This window comes from Streptomyces sp. R44, assembly GCF_041053105.1.
Taxonomy (GTDB): Bacteria; Actinomycetota; Actinomycetes; order Streptomycetales; family Streptomycetaceae; genus Streptomyces.
In genome coordinates, this window is the sequence record NZ_CP163444.1 from 2,102,943 (window position 1) to 2,120,842 (window position 17,900).

Genomic DNA, 17,900 nt, shown 5'->3' on the forward strand with positions numbered 1-17,900 from the left:
CCGCCGAAGGGTAAAGAGGTCTGCACGCAGAGGAGTTGGGGGAATCGATGGCACGCTCCGCGCTGACCCGCGACGAGGTCCTGGACACCGCGGCCGCCCTGGTGAGGGAGCACGGCCCGGACGCGCTCACGATGCGCCGGCTCGCCGCCGAGCTCGGTACCGCGGTCACCTCGATCTACTGGCACGTCGGCAACCGGGAGTCGCTCCTCGACGCGCTCGTCGCCCGCACGGTGGCCGACCTCGGCACGATCCGGCCCCGGGGCGCGACCCCGGCCGAGCGGATGGTCTCGGTGGCCCGCGCGCTGCGCCGCGCGCTGCGCGAGCGGCCGCACCTGGTGGCGATGGTCCACGAACGGGGACTGACGGAGCGCATGTTCCTGCCGGCCCAGCGCGCCCTGGTCCACGAGGCGCACGCGGCGGGGCTGCGCGGGGCGCGGGCCGCCCGGGCCGTCCGGGCCGTGCAGTTCCAGGTCGTCGGCTACGTCCTGGTGGAGCGCAACCGCGAGCGGGCCCCCGCCCAGTCCCCCGCCGAGGAGGAGCTGTGGCGCGGGGAGGACGCCGAGGCCGACGGGCCGCTCGCCCGCGCGCTGGCCGCGCCGATCGACACCGAGCGGCTCTTCGCCGACTCCGTACGGGCCCTGGTGGACGGCCTGCTCGCCGACGCGCGGAGGGAGATCGAGGGCGCCGGGGACGGGGCTGTCGGTCGCGGGCCGTATTCTCAGTGACCGTGTTTGACGACCGTACGACAGCAGCGATGTGGCCGGCCGCCTACCCACAGGGGTACGCGGTCGTCGACGTGGAGACCACCGGACTCGCCCGAGACGACCGGATAGTGTCGGCTGCCGTCTACCGGCTGGACGCGCAGGGGAACGTCGAGGACCACTGGTACACGCTCGTCAATCCCGAGCGCGATCCCGGCCCGGTCTGGATCCACGGCCTGACCAGCGACGTCCTGGAGGGCGCGCCGCTCTTCCCGGAGATCGCGGCGGAGTTCGCGGCCCGGCTCGACGGCCGGGTGCTCGTCGCGCACAACGCGATGTTCGACTGGCAGATGATCGCCCGGGAGTACGCGCGCGCGGAGTCCGCCGCGCCGGTGCGCCAGCGGCTGTGCACGATCGCGCTCGCCAAGGAGTTGTCGCTGCCGCTGCCCAACCACAAGCTGGAGTCGCTCGCCGCGCACTTCGGTGTCGTGCAGCAGCGCGCGCACAACGCGCTCGACGACGCGCGGGTGCTCGCCGAGGCGTTCCGGCCGAGCCTGCACGCGGCGGCCGAGCGGAACGTACGTCTGCCGCTCCTGGAGTGCCGGCCGCTGACCGAGTGGGCCTCGGGGCCGGCGCAGCCGCGGATCGGCCACCAGTCCTCGTACCGGGCGGGCAGCTGGCGGCCCTCGCGGAAGCGCCCGCCGTGCCCGTACCCCAACCCCGGACGGTACGAGTCGGACAAACCGCTCAAGCAGGGCATGCGGGTGGCCTTCTCCGGCGACACCTCCGTCGACCGCGAGCTCCTGGAGGACCGCACCGTCGAGGCCGGTCTCCACGTCGCCACCAGCGTCTCCCGGCTGACCAGCCTGCTCGTCACCAACGACCCGGACGCCGCCACCTCCAAGACGGTGAAGGCGAAGTCCTTCGGCACACCGGTCGTCGACGAGGCCGCCTACACCCAGCTGCTGCGGGACGTGACCCCGGCAGACGGGTGACACCCCCGGCCCGGCGGGCGCGCCGAGCTGCGCGCGCCCGCCGGGCGCTCCACCCTGTGGCGCATGGCACGTTGTGAGGTCTGCGGAAACGATTACGGCATGTCCTTCGAGGTGCACGCGCAGGGCGCGGTGCACGTCTTCGACTGCTTCGCCTGCGCCATCCACCGCATGGCGCCCATCTGCGAGCACTGCCGGGTCCAGATCATCGGACAGGGCGTCGAGGTCGACGGCAGCTGGTACTGCGGCGGCCACTGCGCCCGCGCGGAGGGAAAGGTGGGCATCGTCGACAGGGTGTGAGGAAACGATCCGGGGCAGTCGGGCGAACCGACCCGAACCCCCCGTGCGAGCACCCCGCGACCCGCGCTGTACGGTCGTGGGGTGTACCGCTTCCTGTTGTCCCGGCAGTGGGTGATCCTCACCCTCGTCGCCCTCGTCCTCGTCCCGACGATGATCGAGCTGGGGTTCTGGCAGTTCCACCGGCACGAACGCCGGATCGCCCAGAACGCCCTGATCGCGGACAACCTCAAGGCGAAGCCGCTCCCGGTCGAGGAGCTCACCTCCCCCGGCCACACCGTCCCGCGCGCCGACTACTGGCGCACGGTCACCGCCACCGGCACCTTCGACACCGCCCACGAGGTGGTCGTCCGCCGCCGCACCTCCTCCGACGAGCGGGTCGGCGTGCACGTCCTGACCCCGCTCGTGCTGCGCGACGGCCGGGTCGTCCTGGTCAACCGCGGCTGGATCCCGGCCGCCGCCGACCAGCACTCCTTCCCGCCGGTGCCGCCCGCCCCCAAGGGCGAGGTGACCGTCACCGGCCGGCTCAAGGCGGACGAGACGACGGGCGCCAGCGGCATCAAGGACCTCAAGGGCCTGCCGGACCGCCAGGTCATGCTCATCAGCAGCCGGCAGCAGGCCGAGCTCATCGGCCGCGAGGTGCTCGGCGGCTACCTGGAGCTGACCGCGCCCGCGCCGGCCGACGGCACCCCCGAGACGATCGCCGAGCCGGACCACGACTCGATCGGCCCCCACATGGCGTACGCCGTGCAGTGGTGGCTCTTCACCGCCGGGGTGCCCATCGGCTGGGTGATCCTGGTGCGCCGCGAGAAGCGCGACCGGGAGGCCCAGGCCGCCGCCCCCGACGTCCCCGCCTCCCCGGAACCCGCCCCGGCCGAGGCGTAGGCCACTCCGTCCCTCTGATTGACAGTCGTCGCTTCCGGGAACAGCCCAAAGCGTGACGCAACGTATCGACGACTACGCCCTCATCGGGGATCTCCAGACCGCCGCGCTCATCGGCCGCGACGGGTCGGTCGACTGGCTGTGTCTGCCCCGCTTCGACTCCGCCGCGTGCTTCGCCGCCATCCTCGGCGACGAGAACAACGGCCACTGGACGCTGGCCCCCAAGGGCGCCACCACCTGCACCACCCGCCGCTACGCCGAGGACTCCCTCGTCCTGGAGACCTACTGGGAGACCCGTACGGGCACCGTCAAGGTCGTCGACTTCATGCCGCAGCGGGACAGGAGCCCCGACCTGATGCGGGTCGTGGAGGGCATCGGCGGCAGCGTCGAGATGGCCTCCGTGCTGCGGCTCCGCTTCGACTACGGCTCGATCGTCCCCTGGGTGCGCAGGGCCGACGGACACCGGGTCGCGATCGCCGGGCCGGACTCGGTCTGGCTGCGCAGCGAGCCGCACGTGAAGACCTGGGGCCAGCAGTTCTCCACCCAGTCCTCCTTCACCGTCGCCGCCGGCGAGAAGGTGGCCTTCGTCCTCACCTGGCACCCCTCGCACGAGCCGCGGCCCGAGCTCGTCGACCCCTTCGAGGCCCTGGAGCAGTGCCTCGCGGACTGGCGCGAGTGGACCGCCCGCTGCACCTACCGGGGCCCCCACCGGGAGGCGGTGCTGCGCTCCCTGATCACCCTCAAGGCGCTCACGTACGCCCCCACCGGCGGGATCGTCGCCGCCCCCACCACCTCCCTGCCGGAGGAGCTCGGCGGCGTGCGGAACTGGGACTACCGCGCCTGCTGGCTGCGCGACTCCTCCCTCACCCTGGGCGCGCTGCTCGCCGCCGGATACGAGGAGGAGGCGGCCGCCTGGCGGGACTGGCTGCTGCGCGCGGTCGCGGGCGACCCCGCCGACCTGCAGATCATGTACGGCCCCGCCGGGGAGCGCCGGCTGCCGGAGACGAGCCTGCCGTGGCTGCGCGGCTACGCCGACTCGGCGCCGGTACGGACCGGGAACGCGGCGGTGGACCAGTTCCAGCTCGATGTGTACGGCGAGGTCATGGACTCCCTCCACCGCGCGCGTGAGGCCGGGATCCCGCCGGAGCGGCACGCCTGGAACCTCCAGCTGAGCCTGCTCGGCTTCCTGGAGTCCACCTGGCGGGAGCCCGACGAGGGTCTGTGGGAGGTCCGCGGGCCCCGCCGCCACTTCACCCACTCCAAGGTGATGGCCTGGGTCGCCGCCGACCGCGCCGTCCGCACCCTGGAGGCCGACCCCTCGCTGCCGGGGGACGCGAGCCGCTGGCGGACGATGCGGGACGAGATCCACGCCCAGGTGTGCGCGCGGGCGTACGACCCGGTGCGGAACACCTTCACCCAGGCGTACGGCTCGTCCGGGCTGGACGCCGCCACCCTCCTCATCCCGCAGGTCGGCTTCCTGCCGCCGGACGACCCGCGGGTGGTGGGCACCGTGGACGCCGTACGGGACGAGCTGATGCACGGCGGCTTCCTGCGCCGGTACAGCCCCGACTCCACGGCCCTGGACGGGCTGCCGGGCCAGGAGGGGACCTTCCTGGTCTGCTCGTTCTGGCTGGCGGACGCGCTGCGGCTGACCGGCCGCACCGAGGAGGCCCGCGAGCTCTTCGAGCGGCTCGTCGGGCTCACCAACGACGTGGGGCTCCTGGCGGAGGAGTACGACCCGGTGGCGGGACGTCAGCTGGGCAACTTCCCGCAGGCGTTCAGCCACATCGGACTCGTCGGGACCGCCTTGGCGCTCGCCGCCGAGGAGACGGCAGGATAGGGCCCATGGATCTGGGACTGAAGGACCGTGTGTACGTGGTGACCGGTGCGACGCGGGGGCTCGGCCGGGCCTCCGCCGAGGCGCTGCTCGCGGAGGGCGCGAAGGTGCTGATCACCGGGCGCGAGGAGAAGACGGTCGCCGACGCGGTGGCCGAGCTCGGCGACGGCGCGGCCGGCATCGCCGCCGACAACACCGACCCGGGGACCCCGGCCCGGCTGATCGCCGAGGCTCGGGCCCGGTTCGGCGGCTTCGACGGCATCCTGATCAGCGTCGGCGGCCCGGCGCCCGGCTTCGCGGCGGACAACACCGACGAGGAGTGGGCGGCCGCCTTCGACACCGTCTTCCTGGGGGCGGTACGGCTGGCCCGCGCGGCCGCCGAGACGCTCACCGAGGGCGGGGTCATCGGCTTCGTCCTGTCCGGTTCCGTCCACGAACCGATCCCGGGCCTGACCATCTCCAACGGGCTGCGCCCGGGCCTCGCCGGCTTCGCCAAGTCGCTCTCCAACGACCTGGGGCCGCGAGGGATCCGCGTCATCGGGCTGCTGCCGAGCCGGATCGACACCGACCGGGTCCGCTCCCTGGACGCGCTCTCCGGCGACGCCGACGCGACCCGCGCGGCGAACGAGCTCACGATCCCGCTGCGCCGCTACGGCACCCCGGCGGAGTTCGGGACCGCGGCCGCCTTCCTGCTCTCGCCGGCCGCCTCGTACCTGACGGGTCTGATGCTGCCGGTGGACGGCGGGGCGCGCGCCGAGTTCTGACGCTCAGGCGACCCTGCGGGCGCGGTGCTTCACCGCGCGCAGACGTGCCTCGGTGGGCAGCTGCGGCAGGCCCGTCGAGGTACGGGCGTGGGCGAGGGCCTCGGTGCTGAGGGCGGTCAGGGCGTCGCCCGGGGAGGCGTGCGGCTCCAGGAGGAGCCGGATCCGGGTCCGGGGAGCGGCCCGGCGGCCCGTGAGGGCGACCTTGGCCCGGGCCACGCCCTCCTGTGCGGTCGCGTCCGCCTCCAGGACGCTCTCCAGGGCCCGGCCGCGCAGGACCGCCTCCTCGCCGTCGCCGGTCTCCACGAGGACCTCGGAGAGCCGGGCCCGGCGGAACTGGGCGAGCAGCCACCACAGGGCGAGCAGGACGACGAGCCCGAGGACGGCGATGACCACCGGCCACCACCAGCCCTCGTCCCGCCAGCGCTGCCGCTGTGCGGTGGTGAGCAGCACGTCGTCGGGGCCGGACCAGGGCCACCAGGACGGTACGGGCAGGTCGACGGCGGCCGCGAGGACGGCGCCGCCGACGACGACGAGGATCAGCCCGGCGAGCCCGAGCAGGACGCGGTTGACGCGCCGGAGGACCACGGTCACTTGGGCTTGCCTTCCTTCCGGGACGGCCGGGCCACCCGTACCGTCGTCGCGGGCGGGTGGGCGAGGCCGAGCTCCTCGACTCCGCCGGCGAGCACCGTCTCCACGTCGGCCCTCACCTCGTCGAGGGCCCGGAAGTGGGACACCGCCCGGACGGCCACCTTGGCGCGGCCGACGCGCACCCGGACGGACTGCACCCCGGAGACCTCCATGACGCGGTCCCGCAGGGTGAGGGCGGCGGCCTCGCGGTCGAGGCCCGCCCGGACGTCGCCGTGTTCGCGGCGCATCGGGAGGACGGCGCGCAGCCCGGGGGTGGCGGCCAGGACGAGGAGCCAGACGCCGAGCACGACGGCGACGGCCGCGCCGACGACGACCACCACGTCGTCGAGCGGCCGGGTCGCGAGGCCGTCGGCGAGCTTGCGCCGCCAGGCCATCGCGGAGCGGACGGCCCGTACGGCCGCGACGTCGTAGAGGAGCAGCCCGGTGCCGCCGAGGACGACGGCGGCGAGCACGGCGGCGGGGATGCGGCGGACGGCCCAGAACCGGCGGACGTGCGCCGCGCCGGTCTCAGGGGGGCTTTCCGGGGTGGAGGTCATGCGAGGCGGCCCCTCGGCGTGGCGTGGCGGGTGTGCGCGGAGTGGAGGCGCTCGACGTGGACGGTCACCTCATGGACCTCCAGGCCGACGAGCTCCTCCACGCGCGTGCGTACCCGGCTCCGGACGGCGCCGCACTGGCGGCCGACGTCGGAGGGGTAGTCGAGCTCGAGGCTCACCGAGACGCGGGCGATCTCCCGGTGGACGACCACCTGGGCGTGCGGCTTCGATCCCCCTTCGGGGGCGGAGCCGATCGCCTCTCCGGCCGCCTGGGCGGCGATCTTCGCGACGACCCGGTCGGCGACCGTGGTCGCCCCCCGGTCCCGCACCCCGTCCCGTACCGGGTCGTCTGCCAGATCCGTCACCACCCCGGGTCACCGCCGCCGCTCGCCACGGTCGCGTCCCCGGAACAGATCGCCGGGTTCGAGGTCTCCGTCGAGGAACCGCCCGGCCACGAAGCCGATGGCCCCGAGGGCCGCGACCAGTACGAACGCTCCGAAGCCGCCGAAGTAACCGGCGAACCCGAGAGCCATGCCGGCCACCAGGCCGACCACCGCCATACTCATTCCGAGCCCCTTTCCTGGCGCCTGTCGCCGGAGTTCCGACGACTACTGGAGCCGGGGCTCCGGCTCCTCTTCCTCGTCCTCGGGCAGCTTCACGTCGCTGACCGCGATGTTGACCTCGACGACTTCCAGGCCCGTCATCCGCTCCACGGCGGCGATGACGTTCTCCCGGACGTCGCCGGCGACGTCGGCGATGGAGACGCCGTAGTCGACGACGATCTCCAGGTCGAGCGCGGTCTGCACCTCGCCGACCTCGGCCTTCACCCCGCGGGTGACGCTGGCCTTGCCGCCGCCGGTGCCGGGAACGCGGTCGCGGACGGCGCCGAAGGTGCGGGAGAGTCCGCTGCCCATGGCGTGGACGCCGACGACGTCGCGTGCCGCGAGACCGGCGATCTTCTCGACGACCCCGTCGGCGATCGTCGTCCGGCCCCGGGACGCCGGTGCGCCGCCGCCCCGTTTGGTCACCGAGGTACGGCGGGACTCGCGCGGATCGTCCGTCGCGGTGTCTCCGGTCTGAGTGGTGTCCGTCATCATCAAGCCCCTTCTGTCATATTTCGGGGTTCTTCGCCCACATTAAGGGCGCTTGCCCCGATCCGCCCCGGGAATGCGGCAGGCTGGGGGAATGACGACGGGTGACGGTTGGACGACCGCGGTACGGGACCGCCTCGCGCCGGGCAGGCTGCTGCCGCTCGGGACGGCCGGGGACGGCGCATGGATCACCGAGCGCGCGGCGCGGGGTGTCCTCGACCCGGCGGCCGCGGGGGTACGAGGGGTCGTGCCGGGCGGGCTGCGGATCGGGCCCGACCCGGACGGCGAGGGGACGGGGGCCGGTCCGCTGCCGGTGCCGCCGGGCGGGCTCGGGCCGGGGACGCTGCGGATCGCCGCGGACTTCGGGGCGGTGGCGGGCCGCCCGCTGCCGGAGCTGGCCGAGGAGCTGCGGGCGGCCCTGCTCGGGGCGGCGCGCGAGGGTCTCGGGCTGCGGGTGACGGCCGTGGACCTGCGGGTGACGGAGCTCCTCGACGCGGAGCCGCCGGCGGTGGCGCCCGCCGCTCCCCCACCGGGACGGCCCGCTCCGGCGACGGACGATCCGGTGGCTCTGGCGGTCCTGCGGGTCGAGGGCGTGGCGGGCGTGACGGACCTGTGGGGACCGCCGGTGCACCGGGGCCCCGATCAGGTGCGGGTGGAGCTGGCCGTGACGGCCGGTCACCGCCCGCTGGACGTGGCGCGCGCCGCCCGGAGCGCCGCGACCGCCGCCGCCGAGGGGGCGACCGCGGTCACGGTACTGGTGTCGGAATTGCGCTGAACGCGCGCGCGCCCGGCCTCGCGCACGCGTGCGCGAGGCCGGGCGCGTGGGTCAGTCGCCGAGGCCGGCCAGGTCGCGCAGGCGGGGGGCCTGGGCGGCCCGCTCGGCCGTGCGCTGCTCCTCGTAGGAGCGGCCGGAGACGCCCTGGAGCAGCGCCTTGGTCTCGTTGACCGCGTCGCGGGGCGCCGCGAGCAGGGCGGCGCTGAGGTCCCGTACCGCCGCGTCGAGCTCGTCGGCGGGCACGGACAGGTTGGCGAGACCGATGCGCTCGGCCTCCTCCGCGTGCACGAAGCGGCCGGTGGCGCAGATCTCCAGCGCGCGGGCGTAGCCGACGAGCGAGACGAGCGGGTGCGTCCCGGTCAGGTCCGGGACGAGGCCCAGGCTGGTCTCGCGCATGGCGAACTGCACGTCCTCGGCGACGACCCGCAGGTCGCAGGCGAGGGCGAGCTGGAAGCCCGCGCCGATGGCGTGGCCCTGGACGGCCGCGATCGACACGAGGTCACTGCGGCGCCACCAGGTGAACGCCTCCTGGTACTCGGCGATCTCGCGGTCGAGGTCCTCGTCGGAACCGCGCGCGAGGTCGAGGAAGGAAGGCTCGCCGTCGAAGCCCTCGGGCGTGAACGCCTGCCGGTCGAGTCCGGCGGAGAAGGACTTGCCCTCGCCGCGCAGAACGACGACCCGCACGCTGCCGGGCAACGACCGGCCGGCTTCCGTCAACGCCCGCCACAGAGCGGGAGACTGGGCGTTGCGCTTCGCCGGGTTGGTCAGGGTCACCGTGGCAACGGCGTCCTCGACGGTGAGCCGTACACCGTCCTTGTCGAATACGAGCTCAGAGTCGTCGAGCGTAGTCATGGGGCGCCTCCGGTTCCGGTGCAGCACTGCAGCGAGATGCTAAGTGACTGCACAGTAACCACCCGGTCGGCCACAGGACCGACCGGGTGCCCACCGGGAGGTCCCGGTGGACCGGTCGAGCCGCCCCGATGTCAGGCCGAGGCCGCCTTCTTGCCCCGTGTCGCTCCGCCGCGTCCACGCAGCGTGACTCCGGACTCGCTCAGCATCCGGTGGACGAATCCGTAGGAGCGGCCGGTTTCCTCGGCCAGCGCCCGGATGCTCGCACCGGAGTCGTACTTCTTCTTCAGGTCTGCCGCGAGCTTGTCGCGCGCGGCGCCGGTCACCCGGCTGCCCTTCTTCAGAGTCTCGGCCACCCGTGCCTCCTCATGGGAAGTGCGCTCTGGACTTCTCATGATCACCCCTCCCGTCCGTCCTGGCCACCCATTCGACAAGGTCCGTGCCGCCGGGTTTGTGGACGAGTACGCCGTCATCACGAACGGAAGCAATGATTCCGCGCGACGGAAAAGGCGCCTCCTGGCCGCCTGGTACGGGAAGCGCCAGGTCAGCGGGGCATGAGGAACAAACGTTCGGCGCGGGTCTGCCGGAAGGATTCGGCAGAGCACCGCGCCGGGGGGTACCAGAGACCCTCACTCAGATGAAGGATCACCCATGAGCCGAATGATCCAGCCCGGGATGATCACCCAGGGGCCCCGAGGCCCCTCAGCGGGTCAGGCGAGGGCCACCAGGTCCGCGTAGTCCGCGCCCCACAGGTCCTCGACGCCGTCCGGGAGCAGGATGATCCGCTCCGGGTCGAGCGCCTCCACGGCGCCCTCGTCGTGGGTGACGAGGACGACGGCGCCCTTGTACGTGCGCAGCGCGCCGAGGATCTCCTCGCGGCTGGCCGGGTCCAGGTTGTTGGTGGGCTCGTCGAGGAGCAGCACGTTCGCCGAGGAGACGACGAGGGTCGCGAGCGCGAGCCGGGTCTTCTCGCCGCCGGAGAGCACACCGGCCGGCTTGTCGACGTCGTCGCCGGAGAAGAGGAAGGAACCGAGCGTCTTGCGCACGTCGACGAGGTCGAGGTCGGGCGCGGCCGAGCGCATGTTCTCCAGGACGGTCCGGTCGGGGTCGAGCGTCTCGTGCTCCTGGGCGTAGTAGCCGAGCTTCAGGCCGTGGCCGGGGGTCACCTCGCCGGTGTCGGGCTGCTCGACGCCGCCGAGGAGGCGCAGCAGGGTCGTCTTGCCCGCGCCGTTGAGGCCGAGGATGACGACGCGCGAGCCCTTGTCGATCGCGAGGCTGACGTCGGTGAAGATCTCCAGCGAGCCGTAGGACTTGGAGAGCCCCTCGGCCGTGAGCGGAGTCTTGCCGCAGGGCGCCGGCTCGGGGAAGCGGAGCTTGGCGACCTTGTCGGAGGCGCGCACGGCCTCCAGACCGGAGAGCAGCCGCTCGGCGCGCTTGGCCATGTTCTGCGCGGCGACGGTCTTGGTCGCCTTGGCGCGCATCTTGTCGGCCTGCGAGTTGAGCGCGGCGGCCTTCTTCTCGGCGTTCTGGCGCTCGCGCTTGCGGCGCTTCTCGTCGGCCTCGCGCTGCTGCTGGTAGAGCTTCCAGCCCATGTTGTAGACGTCGATGGTGGAGCGGTTGGCGTCCAGGTAGAAGACCTTGTTCACCACGGTCTCGACCAGGTCGACGTCGTGGGAGATGACGATGAAGCCGCCGCGGTAGGTCTTCAGGTAGTCCCGCAGCCAGACGATGGAGTCGGCGTCGAGGTGGTTGGTGGGCTCGTCGAGGAGCAGGGTGTCGGCGTCCGAGAAGAGGATCCGGGCGAGCTCGACGCGGCGGCGCTGACCGCCCGAGAGGGTGTGCAGCGGCTGGCCCATGACCCGGTCGGGCAGACCGAGGGCGGCGGCGATGGTGGAGGCCTCGGCCTCGGCCGCGTACCCGCCCTTGGTCAGGAACTCGGTCTCCTGGCGCTCGTACTGCCGCAGCGCCTTGTCGCGGGTGGCGCCGGCGCCGGTGGCGATGCGCTCCTCGTTCATCCGCATCTTCTTGATGAGGACGTCGAGGCCGCGGGCGGACAGGATGCGGTCGCGGGCCAGGACGTCGAGGTCGCCGGTGCGCGGGTCCTGCGGCAGGTAGCCGACCTCGCCGGAGCGCGCGATGGCGCCCGCGGCCGGCTGGCCCTCGCCGGCGAGGCACTTGGTGAGGGTGGTCTTGCCCGCTCCGTTGCGGCCGACGAGGCCGATGCGGTCGCCCTTGGCGACGCGGAAGGAAGCGGATTCGATGAGGACTCGGGCGCCGGCGCGCAGCTCGATGCCGGAAGCGGTGATCACGGACAGACTCCAGGGCGGTGGGAAACGGCGGAAGGACGACTGGTGGCGGGCTTCGACGCCGCTAATGCACCCAAAGGAGAATGGCCATGCGGCCAGTCTAACGGGCGTCTGCAACTGGTTTTCGGCCATGCGGGGGACAGGGATACTTTCGGACTTTTCTCACATTCCTGCCGATGTCCACCAAAAGGGGCGGGAGATCGGAGATCGTCCGATACTCGGCGCAGGGCGGCGGCCACTGCCGCGACAGCGACGCGGAGGGTGGTGGACCGTGCAGTTCGACGACGACGCCGACCTGGACACCTCGGAGGTACGGGACGTCCGGAACAGCCGCATCCCGGGCGGCAGGGCGACCGTCGGCGGCGGCATCATCGGCCTCATCGCGCTGGTCCTCGGCGTGCTCTTCGGGGTGGGCCCCGACCAGCTCGGGCTCTCCTCCGGCGGGGAAGAGCCGGTCGCGTCCGCCTCGTCCGCGGCCCAGGTGAACCAGAGCTGCAAGAAGGGCTCGGACGCCAACGCCCGCCAGGACTGCCGGATCGTCGCCGTCGTCAACAGCGTCCAGGACTACTGGCGGAGCGAGTACCCGCGCCGGGGCGGCACCTACGGGAGCGCCGCCACCGTGATGTTCAGCCGGCAGGTCGGCACCGCGTGCGGCTCGGCGACCTCGGCGGTCGGCCCCTTCTACTGCCCCGGCGACCGGCAGGTCTATCTGGACCTGGGCTTCTTCGACGAGTTGCGGACGAAGTTCGGGTCGAGCGGCGGCCCCTTCGCCCAGGCGTACGTCGTCGCGCACGAGTACGGCCATCACATCCAGAACCTGATGGGCACCCTGAGCCGGGCCCAGGACGGGCGGACCGGCGCGAACTCCAACGCCGTGCGGGTCGAGCTCCAGGCCGACTGCTACGCCGGGGTCTGGGCCCGGCACGCGACGACCACCCCGGACGAGAAGACGGGCCGGCTGCTGCTGACCCGGCTCACCGACGAGGACATCCGGGACGGCCTGGACGCGGCGGCGGCCGTGGGCGACGACCGGATCCAGGAGAGGTTCCAGGGCCGGGTGACGCCGGAGAGCTGGACGCACGGCTCGGCGGCGCAGCGCCAGCAGTGGTTCTACGAGGGCTACCGGACCGGCGACATGGCCCGGTGCAACACCTTCCGCTGAGTTGTCGGTACCGGCTGCCAGACTGAGATCCGGGTCACATCGAGAGGAAGTGATCGGGATGGCTGGGACACCCGACATCTGTCCGGCGCTGCGGTACGCGGACGCGAAGGCCGCGATCAAGCAGCTCACGGAGGGCTTCGGCTTCGGCGAGCACGCCGTGTACGAGGGCGAGGACGGCCGTGTGATGCACGCCGAGCTCACCTGTGGGAACGGCATGGTGATGCTGGGCAGCAAGGGCAGCGGCAGCGCCTTCGACAAGCTGATGGCGGACGGCGGACCGACCGCGGTGTACGTGCGCGTGGACGACGTCGACGAGCACCACGCCCGGGCGGTGGCGTACGGCATCGAGGTCGTGATGCCGCCCACGGACCAGGAGTACGGCTCCCGGGACTACACGGCCCGGGACGCCGAGGGCAACGTGTGGAGCTTCGGCACGTACGCCCCCGGCGGCGCCGGGTAGTCCTCGGGCTCAGGCCCCGCCGGTGTGGACCTGGAAGGCGGCCCGGCGGACCGCCTTGGCCAGGGCCGGGTCGGGGTGGGCGGCGGCCAGGGCGACCAGGACCTGGACCGTACGGGGATGGCCGACGGCGCGGACCTCGTCGAGCAGCGCGGGGACGGTGCCCTGCACGGCCGAGTCGAGGTGACGCACCAGCAGCTCGCTCTCGCCGTGGTCGGCGACGGCCGCGGCGGTGTCGACCCAGAGCCAGGTCGACTCCTCGCGGGTCAGCACCTCCTGGGCGTCGTCGGGGTCGGCCCCCTCGTACTCGGCGAGCCAGAGCAGCGCGTACGGGCGCAGCGAGGGCTCGGCGACGGTGGCACGCACCTCGGCCTCGGCGGGCGCGCCGACGACGCGGAGCGCCTCGAAGGCGAGCCCGCGCAGGAGGGCGTCCTCGCCGCGGGCGACGGCGAGGAGTTCGCTCACGGCGCTGGACAGGGTGCGGGCGGCGAGCCAGGCGCGGTACTCGTCGCGGGCCGGGCCGGGGGTGAGCCGGGCGCAGCCGCGGAGCATGTCCTCGGCGGACTGCTCGATGTTGCCCGCGGGGCTCTGCGCGGCGACGCAGATCTGCTCCAGCTTGACCCAGACCGCCCAGTTGCCGAGCGGGGTGAGGGTGGCGTGGCGCTCGTCCGTGCCGGGGTCCAGGGTGAGCGCGCCGACGGCGGCCAGGCCCTCCAGGGCCCAGTCGAGGAGGGCGGGCAACCCATCGACGGCCGGGCCGGCCGGGCCGGCCGGGCCGGCCGGGCCTGCGGGGGCGTCCGCGGCCTCGGGCGCCGGCTCGGTCGCGGGGACCTCGCAGCGCTCCTCGCGGAGCTCCTCGACGCGCTGGCCGAGGAGGTCGAGGAGGGCGGGGACGAGGACCGGTCCCTGGGAGAGCTGGAGCAGCGAGAGCACCTGCGGGACGGCCTCGACGACCTCGGCGACGGCGCTCGGGGCGACCCCCTCGGGGGCCGGGTGCACGAGGGACCAGGCGTCGAAGAGGGCGACCCAGCCACGCAGGACGGCGGAGTCGTCGCGGTCCCAGGCGTGCAGCCGCCAGCCGGGGCGGGCGGTGTCGCCGTGCAGCTCGACGAGCCCGGCGAGCCGGGCGCGGTCCCAGCCGGCCCGGATCTGGCCGGGCGTCAGGTCGAGTGCGGCCGCTGCCCGTTCCTGGGCGGGGGCGCCTTCGGGGCCGGTGCGGGGTGCGATGTCGGCGCCGCGCTCGACGGCGGCCCAGCGGGCGATCCGTACGGCGTCGGCGAGGACGTGCCGGGCCTGGCGGGCGAGTTCCGCGCGGGGCGGAGTCCCCTCGGGCGGCCGCGGCGCCGGCCGGGTGCGCCGGGTCGTCACGGCCCGTCGGGCAGTGGCCAGCGCCCGCGGGCGGACGAGTCGGAGTCTGGAGTTGCGCGCCAATGGTTCATCGGGCTTTCGAGACGTCACGGGGGCAGTCTTCCCGCTGACGGCCCGAAAGCCCAATCGGAATCGGACGCCCCGTCGGATCGGGCGCCGGAACGGCCTGCGGCGACCGGCCGGAGGGCCTCAGAACAGCGGGGTGAGGAAGCGGCGCAGGGACTCCTCGTAGCGGACGGGGTCGGCGTTCCACATCGCGGCGTGCGGGGCCTGCCGCACGGTCTGGAGGCTGACCCGGTCGGGCCGGCGGGCGGCGAGCTCGACGGAGGGTTCCCAGGGGGCGATGGTGTCGTCGGGGCCGTGGAAGAGGAGGACGGGGACGCGCAGGGCGTCCGGCTCGGAGGCCTCCTGGAGGAGGTCCTCGCGGGGGCCGGTCCTGCCCTGGGCGGCGCGGACGGCGAGCGGCAGCAGGGGTCCGGGGACGTGGTGGGCGGACGCGAGGTTGCGGAGGGTGGCCGCCCAGTCGAGGACCGGGGAGTCGAGGACGAGGCCGGCGATCCGGTCGCGCACGCCCGATTCGGCTGCGGCGCGCAGGGCCATCGAGGCGCCGGTCCCCCAGCCGTGCAGGACGACCTTGTGGGCGCCCCGGCGGACGGCGTAGCGGATGGCGGCGTCGACGTCCCGCCACTCGGAGTCGCCGAGGTGGGCGAGGCCGTCCGGGGAGGCGGGGGCGCCTTCGTCGCCGCGGTAGGCGGGGACGAGGACGGGGATCTTGCGGCGCTGGAAGAAGGGGAGGAGGTTCAGCGGGTGCTCGCGGGTGGTGCCGAGGCCGTGCAGGGCGATCACCCAGGTGGTGCGGGGGCCGGCCACGAGCCAGGCGGGCAGCGGGCCGAGTTCGCCGGGCATCTCGACGTCCTCGTGGGCGAGCCCGAGGGCGCTGATCGGGGTGCCGATGTGCAGCTGGGGGGTGAGCCGGACCCGGGCGCCGGGCCCGAGGACGCCGAGTTCGACCCGCTCCAGGCGGCGGACGACGGTGTCGGCGGTGTGCGGGACCCGGTCGAGGACGGGGCCGAGGACGGCGTGCAGGCCGGGGGCCTCCATCCCGTACGTGCCGGGGCGCAGTGAGGCGAGGCTGCGGGTGAGGGTGATCCGCTCGGGTGCCGTGGCGTGCACGGTGAGCCGGGGGTCTCCGGGCAGTGGTCGTCCGGACGGCGCCTTGAGGGCGACGTCGCTGGCGTACCGGCCGGCCGCGATCACGGCCGCGCCGACACCGATCAGGGTGGTGACGGCCGCTGCCGTCGCTGTAGCCGGGCGCACGCTCCCAGTCTCGGCAGGACGGGGTGGGGCTGCCACCGGACGGACCCGGACGGACCCGGCGGCGGCGAACCGGAAGGCCCGCTCGGCGGAGTGACATGGGTCTCCTCCGGGGGGTCCCCCGGGCGGATGCCTGCGTCCAGGGAGCGGAACCGGGTGCGCGGGGAGGAACCGGGGCAGGTCGTATGTGCCCCGCGAGGACCGGGATTACCCGCGGTTGCCCGGTGACCGCATCGTGGACACCCTTCGCGGCGGGGCCACAAGCGGAACCTCTTGACACCGGATAGGGACACCACGCCGCCCGCCCCAGTTCACCTTCCGTTCACCCAGGTTGCCTACGTTCGACGAGCCACTGACGTCAAACGATTGCCTGGGTAAATGGAACACATCACGCTGCTGCTCGCCATTGTGGTCGTGACAGCTCTCGTGTTCGATTTCACGAACGGTTTCCACGACACCGCCAACGCGATGGCCACGACCATCTCGACCGGTGCTCTCAAGCCCAAGACGGCGGTGGCCATGTCCGCCGTGCTGAACCTCGTCGGCGCGTTCCTGTCCGTGGAGGTCGCCAAGACGATCTCCGGCGGGATCATCAACGAAGAGGGCATTCGTACAGAAGTGATCTTCGCGGCGCTCGTGGGCGCCATTCTGTGGAACCTGCTGACCTGGCTGCTCGGACTGCCGTCCAGCTCGTCCCACGCCCTCTTCGGCGGCCTCATCGGCGCCGCGGTCATGTCGGCCGGCTGGTCCGCCGTGAACGCCCCGACGATCGTCACCAAGGTCCTCATCCCGGCCGTCGCCGCCCCGATCGTCGCCGGTCTCGCCGCGATGCTCGCCACGAGGCTGACGTACAAGATCGGCGCGAAGACCGACGAGAAGCACACCGCCAAGGGCTACCGGGTCGGCCAGATCGCCTCCGCCGGTCTCGTCTCCCTCGCCCACGGCACCAACGACGCCCAGAAGACGATGGGCATCATCACCCTCGCCCTCGTCACCCAGGGCGTCGTCGCCCCCGGCTCGAACCCGCCCCTGTGGGTCATCGTCTCCGCCGGCCTGGCGATCGCGCTCGGCACCTACCTCGGCGGCTGGCGCATCATCCGCACCATGGGCAAGGGCCTCACCGACCTCCGGCCGCAGCAGGGCTTCGCCGCCCAGACCAGCGCCGCCACGGTCATCCTCGCCTCCTCGCACCTCGGCTTCTCCCTCTCCACCACCCAGTCCTGCTCGGGTGCCGTGATGGGTGCCGGTCTCGGCCGCAAGGGCGGTGTCGTCCGCTGGTCGACCGCGACCCGGATGTTCATCGCCTGGGGCCTGACGCTGCCCGCCGCCGGCCTGGTCGGCGCCGGTGCCGAGTTCCTCACCAAGCAGGGCACCTGGGGCATCGTCGTCGTCGCGGTCCTGCTCGTGGCCGGCTCGGGCGCCATCTGGGCGCTGTCCCGCCGCAAGCCGGTCGACCGGCACAACGTCACGGACGACGACATCGACGGCGAGCCCGCCGGTGTCGTGACCACCGCGATCGCGGCCGTCACCCCGCCGCCGGCCGGTTCCGTCGCCGCCGTCGCGGACGAGGACCTGAAGACCACCATCCCCGCGCCGGTCCCCACGGACCCTGCCGCTCCCCCGGCCCCCGCCGCCGCGGTCTAAGGAACTGGAACCAAGCATGAAGATCGACTGGGCAGCCCTCGGCTCCGTCTTCGGAGTCAGCCTCGTGACGACCGTCGCCCTCGTGGGCCTCTTCACCCTCGGTGTCATCGGCCTCTCCAAGCAGGAGCAGGCCGCCGCCCAGGGTGGCTCCGCCGCCCTGGCCCGCACCGGCGCCTACGCCTGCTTCGCCCTGTGCCTGGCGGCCGTGGCGTACGGCATCTACCTGATCGTCGCCTGACGCGTCGAGCGTGACCGGCGGGGCGGTCCGCACCTTCGGGTG

General features: G+C 73.4%; 21 protein-coding genes. 11 read left to right on the top strand and 10 right to left on the bottom strand.

Going from position 1 to position 17,900, the window contains the following annotated elements; all coding sequences use genetic code 11:
* The first annotated feature begins 47 nt into the window (after nucleotides 1-47).
* The 6 genes from AB5J54_RS09765 to AB5J54_RS09790 all read left to right on the top strand — a co-directional run bounded on the left by AB5J54_RS09765 (nucleotide 48) and on the right by AB5J54_RS09790 (nucleotide 5,473).
* Nucleotides 48-725 carry a TetR/AcrR family transcriptional regulator gene (locus tag AB5J54_RS09765; RefSeq protein WP_369143517.1) on the top strand — a complete coding sequence of 226 codons (678 nt, stop codon included), beginning with the start codon at nucleotides 48-50 and terminating at the stop codon, nucleotides 723-725.
* Nucleotides 722-1,696, top strand: a complete 975-nt coding sequence (locus tag AB5J54_RS09770; RefSeq protein WP_369143518.1) for a DEDDh family exonuclease — start codon at nucleotides 722-724, stop codon at nucleotides 1,694-1,696. The genes AB5J54_RS09765 and AB5J54_RS09770 overlap by 4 nt, the downstream gene beginning before the upstream one ends.
* 63 nt (nucleotides 1,697-1,759) lie before the next feature.
* Nucleotides 1,760-1,993, top strand: a complete 234-nt coding sequence (locus AB5J54_RS09775; RefSeq protein ID WP_073806545.1) for a hypothetical protein — start codon at nucleotides 1,760-1,762, stop codon at nucleotides 1,991-1,993.
* An 81-nt stretch (nucleotides 1,994-2,074) separates the two neighbouring features.
* On the top strand, nucleotides 2,075-2,875 hold the full coding sequence (locus tag AB5J54_RS09780; RefSeq protein ID WP_369143519.1) for an SURF1 family protein: 801 nt from the start codon (nucleotides 2,075-2,077) through the stop codon (nucleotides 2,873-2,875).
* A gap of 52 nt (nucleotides 2,876-2,927) precedes the next feature.
* Nucleotides 2,928-4,712, top strand: coding sequence for a glycoside hydrolase family 15 protein (locus AB5J54_RS09785; RefSeq protein WP_369143520.1), 1,785 nt, complete (start codon nucleotides 2,928-2,930; stop codon nucleotides 4,710-4,712).
* Nucleotides 4,713-4,717: 5 nt separating this feature from the next.
* Nucleotides 4,718-5,473, top strand: coding sequence for an SDR family oxidoreductase (locus AB5J54_RS09790; RefSeq protein ID WP_369143521.1), 756 nt, complete (start codon nucleotides 4,718-4,720; stop codon nucleotides 5,471-5,473).
* Between the two features lie 3 nt (nucleotides 5,474-5,476).
* Here AB5J54_RS09790 and amaP read toward each other — a convergent pair whose 3' ends face one another.
* From amaP to AB5J54_RS09815, 5 genes are read right to left on the bottom strand one after another with little or no spacing between them, the layout of a single operon-like run.
* Nucleotides 5,477-6,064 carry an alkaline shock response membrane anchor protein AmaP gene (gene amaP, locus AB5J54_RS09795; RefSeq protein WP_369143522.1) on the bottom strand — a complete coding sequence of 196 codons (588 nt, stop codon included), beginning with the start codon at nucleotides 6,062-6,064 and terminating at the stop codon, nucleotides 5,477-5,479.
* A complete protein-coding gene (locus tag AB5J54_RS09800) occupies nucleotides 6,061-6,657 on the bottom strand; it encodes a DUF6286 domain-containing protein (RefSeq protein ID WP_369143523.1) in 597 nt (198 codons plus the stop codon). The genes amaP and AB5J54_RS09800 overlap by 4 nt, the downstream gene beginning before the upstream one ends.
* The gene (locus tag AB5J54_RS09805) at nucleotides 6,654-7,019 is read right to left on the bottom strand and encodes a hypothetical protein (protein WP_369143524.1); all 366 of its coding nucleotides are present in this window, start codon (nucleotides 7,017-7,019) and stop codon (nucleotides 6,654-6,656) included. The genes AB5J54_RS09800 and AB5J54_RS09805 overlap by 4 nt, the downstream gene beginning before the upstream one ends.
* A gap of 9 nt (nucleotides 7,020-7,028) precedes the next feature.
* Nucleotides 7,029-7,220, bottom strand: coding sequence for a hypothetical protein (locus tag AB5J54_RS09810; protein WP_369143525.1), 192 nt, complete (start codon nucleotides 7,218-7,220; stop codon nucleotides 7,029-7,031).
* A 42-nt stretch (nucleotides 7,221-7,262) separates the two neighbouring features.
* On the bottom strand, nucleotides 7,263-7,748 hold the full coding sequence (locus AB5J54_RS09815; RefSeq protein ID WP_369143526.1) for an Asp23/Gls24 family envelope stress response protein: 486 nt from the start codon (nucleotides 7,746-7,748) through the stop codon (nucleotides 7,263-7,265).
* Nucleotides 7,749-7,839: 91 nt separating this feature from the next.
* Here AB5J54_RS09815 and AB5J54_RS09820 point away from each other — a divergent pair, with 91 nt between their 5' ends.
* On the top strand, nucleotides 7,840-8,520 hold the full coding sequence (locus AB5J54_RS09820) for a hypothetical protein (RefSeq protein WP_369143527.1): 681 nt from the start codon (nucleotides 7,840-7,842) through the stop codon (nucleotides 8,518-8,520).
* 51 nt (nucleotides 8,521-8,571) lie between these two features.
* On the opposite strand, the gene AB5J54_RS09825 is transcribed toward AB5J54_RS09820, so the two are convergent.
* From AB5J54_RS09825 to AB5J54_RS09835, 3 genes are all read right to left on the bottom strand, one after another.
* A complete protein-coding gene (locus AB5J54_RS09825; RefSeq protein WP_369143529.1) occupies nucleotides 8,572-9,372 on the bottom strand; it encodes an enoyl-CoA hydratase/isomerase family protein in 801 nt (266 codons plus the stop codon).
* A 131-nt stretch (nucleotides 9,373-9,503) separates the two neighbouring features.
* A complete protein-coding gene (locus tag AB5J54_RS09830) occupies nucleotides 9,504-9,725 on the bottom strand; it encodes a helix-turn-helix domain-containing protein (RefSeq protein ID WP_006123601.1) in 222 nt (73 codons plus the stop codon).
* Nucleotides 9,726-10,079: 354 nt separating this feature from the next.
* Nucleotides 10,080-11,678, bottom strand: a complete 1,599-nt coding sequence (locus tag AB5J54_RS09835) for an ABC-F family ATP-binding cassette domain-containing protein (protein WP_369143530.1) — start codon at nucleotides 11,676-11,678, stop codon at nucleotides 10,080-10,082.
* A gap of 268 nt (nucleotides 11,679-11,946) precedes the next feature.
* Between AB5J54_RS09835 and AB5J54_RS09840 the strand changes: the two genes are divergently transcribed.
* A complete protein-coding gene (locus tag AB5J54_RS09840; protein WP_369143531.1) occupies nucleotides 11,947-12,837 on the top strand; it encodes a neutral zinc metallopeptidase in 891 nt (296 codons plus the stop codon).
* A 58-nt stretch (nucleotides 12,838-12,895) separates the two neighbouring features.
* Nucleotides 12,896-13,297 (top strand): VOC family protein, encoded by a 402-nt coding sequence (locus tag AB5J54_RS09845; RefSeq protein ID WP_369143532.1) that lies wholly within the window; start codon nucleotides 12,896-12,898, stop codon nucleotides 13,295-13,297.
* A 9-nt stretch (nucleotides 13,298-13,306) separates the two neighbouring features.
* Here AB5J54_RS09845 and AB5J54_RS09850 read toward each other — a convergent pair whose 3' ends face one another.
* Both AB5J54_RS09850 and AB5J54_RS09855 read right to left on the bottom strand, forming a co-directional pair.
* The gene (locus AB5J54_RS09850; protein ID WP_369143533.1) at nucleotides 13,307-14,662 is read right to left on the bottom strand and encodes a hypothetical protein; all 1,356 of its coding nucleotides are present in this window, start codon (nucleotides 14,660-14,662) and stop codon (nucleotides 13,307-13,309) included.
* 189 nt (nucleotides 14,663-14,851) lie between these two features.
* The gene (locus AB5J54_RS09855; RefSeq protein ID WP_369143534.1) at nucleotides 14,852-15,979 is read right to left on the bottom strand and encodes an alpha/beta hydrolase; all 1,128 of its coding nucleotides are present in this window, start codon (nucleotides 15,977-15,979) and stop codon (nucleotides 14,852-14,854) included.
* Between the two features lie 375 nt (nucleotides 15,980-16,354).
* Between AB5J54_RS09855 and AB5J54_RS09860 the strand changes: the two genes are divergently transcribed.
* Complete coding sequence (locus AB5J54_RS09860) at nucleotides 16,355-17,620, top strand: anion permease (RefSeq protein WP_369143535.1); 1,266 nt, start codon at nucleotides 16,355-16,357, stop codon at nucleotides 17,618-17,620.
* Nucleotides 17,621-17,636: 16 nt separating this feature from the next.
* Nucleotides 17,637-17,858 (top strand): hypothetical protein, encoded by a 222-nt coding sequence (locus AB5J54_RS09865; RefSeq protein WP_369143536.1) that lies wholly within the window; start codon nucleotides 17,637-17,639, stop codon nucleotides 17,856-17,858.
* Nucleotides 17,859-17,900: the final 42 nt, after the last annotated feature.

What these genes read in the sequence shown, in the direction of transcription:
- AB5J54_RS09820 (WP_369143527.1), top strand. Translation starts at nt 7,840, where the DNA reads ATGACGACGGGTGACGGTTGGACGACCGCGGTACGGGACCGCCTCGCG.
- AB5J54_RS09790 (WP_369143521.1), top strand. Translation starts at nt 4,718, where the DNA reads ATGGATCTGGGACTGAAGGACCGTGTGTACGTGGTGACCGGTGCGACG.
- AB5J54_RS09825 (WP_369143529.1), bottom strand. Translation starts at nt 9,372, where the DNA reads ATGACTACGCTCGACGACTCTGAGCTCGTATTCGACAAGGACGGTGTA.
- AB5J54_RS09765 (WP_369143517.1), top strand. Translation starts at nt 48, where the DNA reads ATGGCACGCTCCGCGCTGACCCGCGACGAGGTCCTGGACACCGCGGCC.
- AB5J54_RS09845 (WP_369143532.1), top strand. Translation starts at nt 12,896, where the DNA reads ATGGCTGGGACACCCGACATCTGTCCGGCGCTGCGGTACGCGGACGCG.
- AB5J54_RS09775 (WP_073806545.1), top strand. Translation starts at nt 1,760, where the DNA reads ATGGCACGTTGTGAGGTCTGCGGAAACGATTACGGCATGTCCTTCGAG.
- AB5J54_RS09815 (WP_369143526.1), bottom strand. Translation starts at nt 7,748, where the DNA reads ATGACGGACACCACTCAGACCGGAGACACCGCGACGGACGATCCGCGC.
- AB5J54_RS09860 (WP_369143535.1), top strand. Translation starts at nt 16,355, where the DNA reads ATGGAACACATCACGCTGCTGCTCGCCATTGTGGTCGTGACAGCTCTC.
- AB5J54_RS09800 (WP_369143523.1), bottom strand. Translation starts at nt 6,657, where the DNA reads ATGACCTCCACCCCGGAAAGCCCCCCTGAGACCGGCGCGGCGCACGTC.
- AB5J54_RS09810 (WP_369143525.1), bottom strand. Translation starts at nt 7,220, where the DNA reads ATGAGTATGGCGGTGGTCGGCCTGGTGGCCGGCATGGCTCTCGGGTTC.
- AB5J54_RS09865 (WP_369143536.1), top strand. Translation starts at nt 17,637, where the DNA reads ATGAAGATCGACTGGGCAGCCCTCGGCTCCGTCTTCGGAGTCAGCCTC.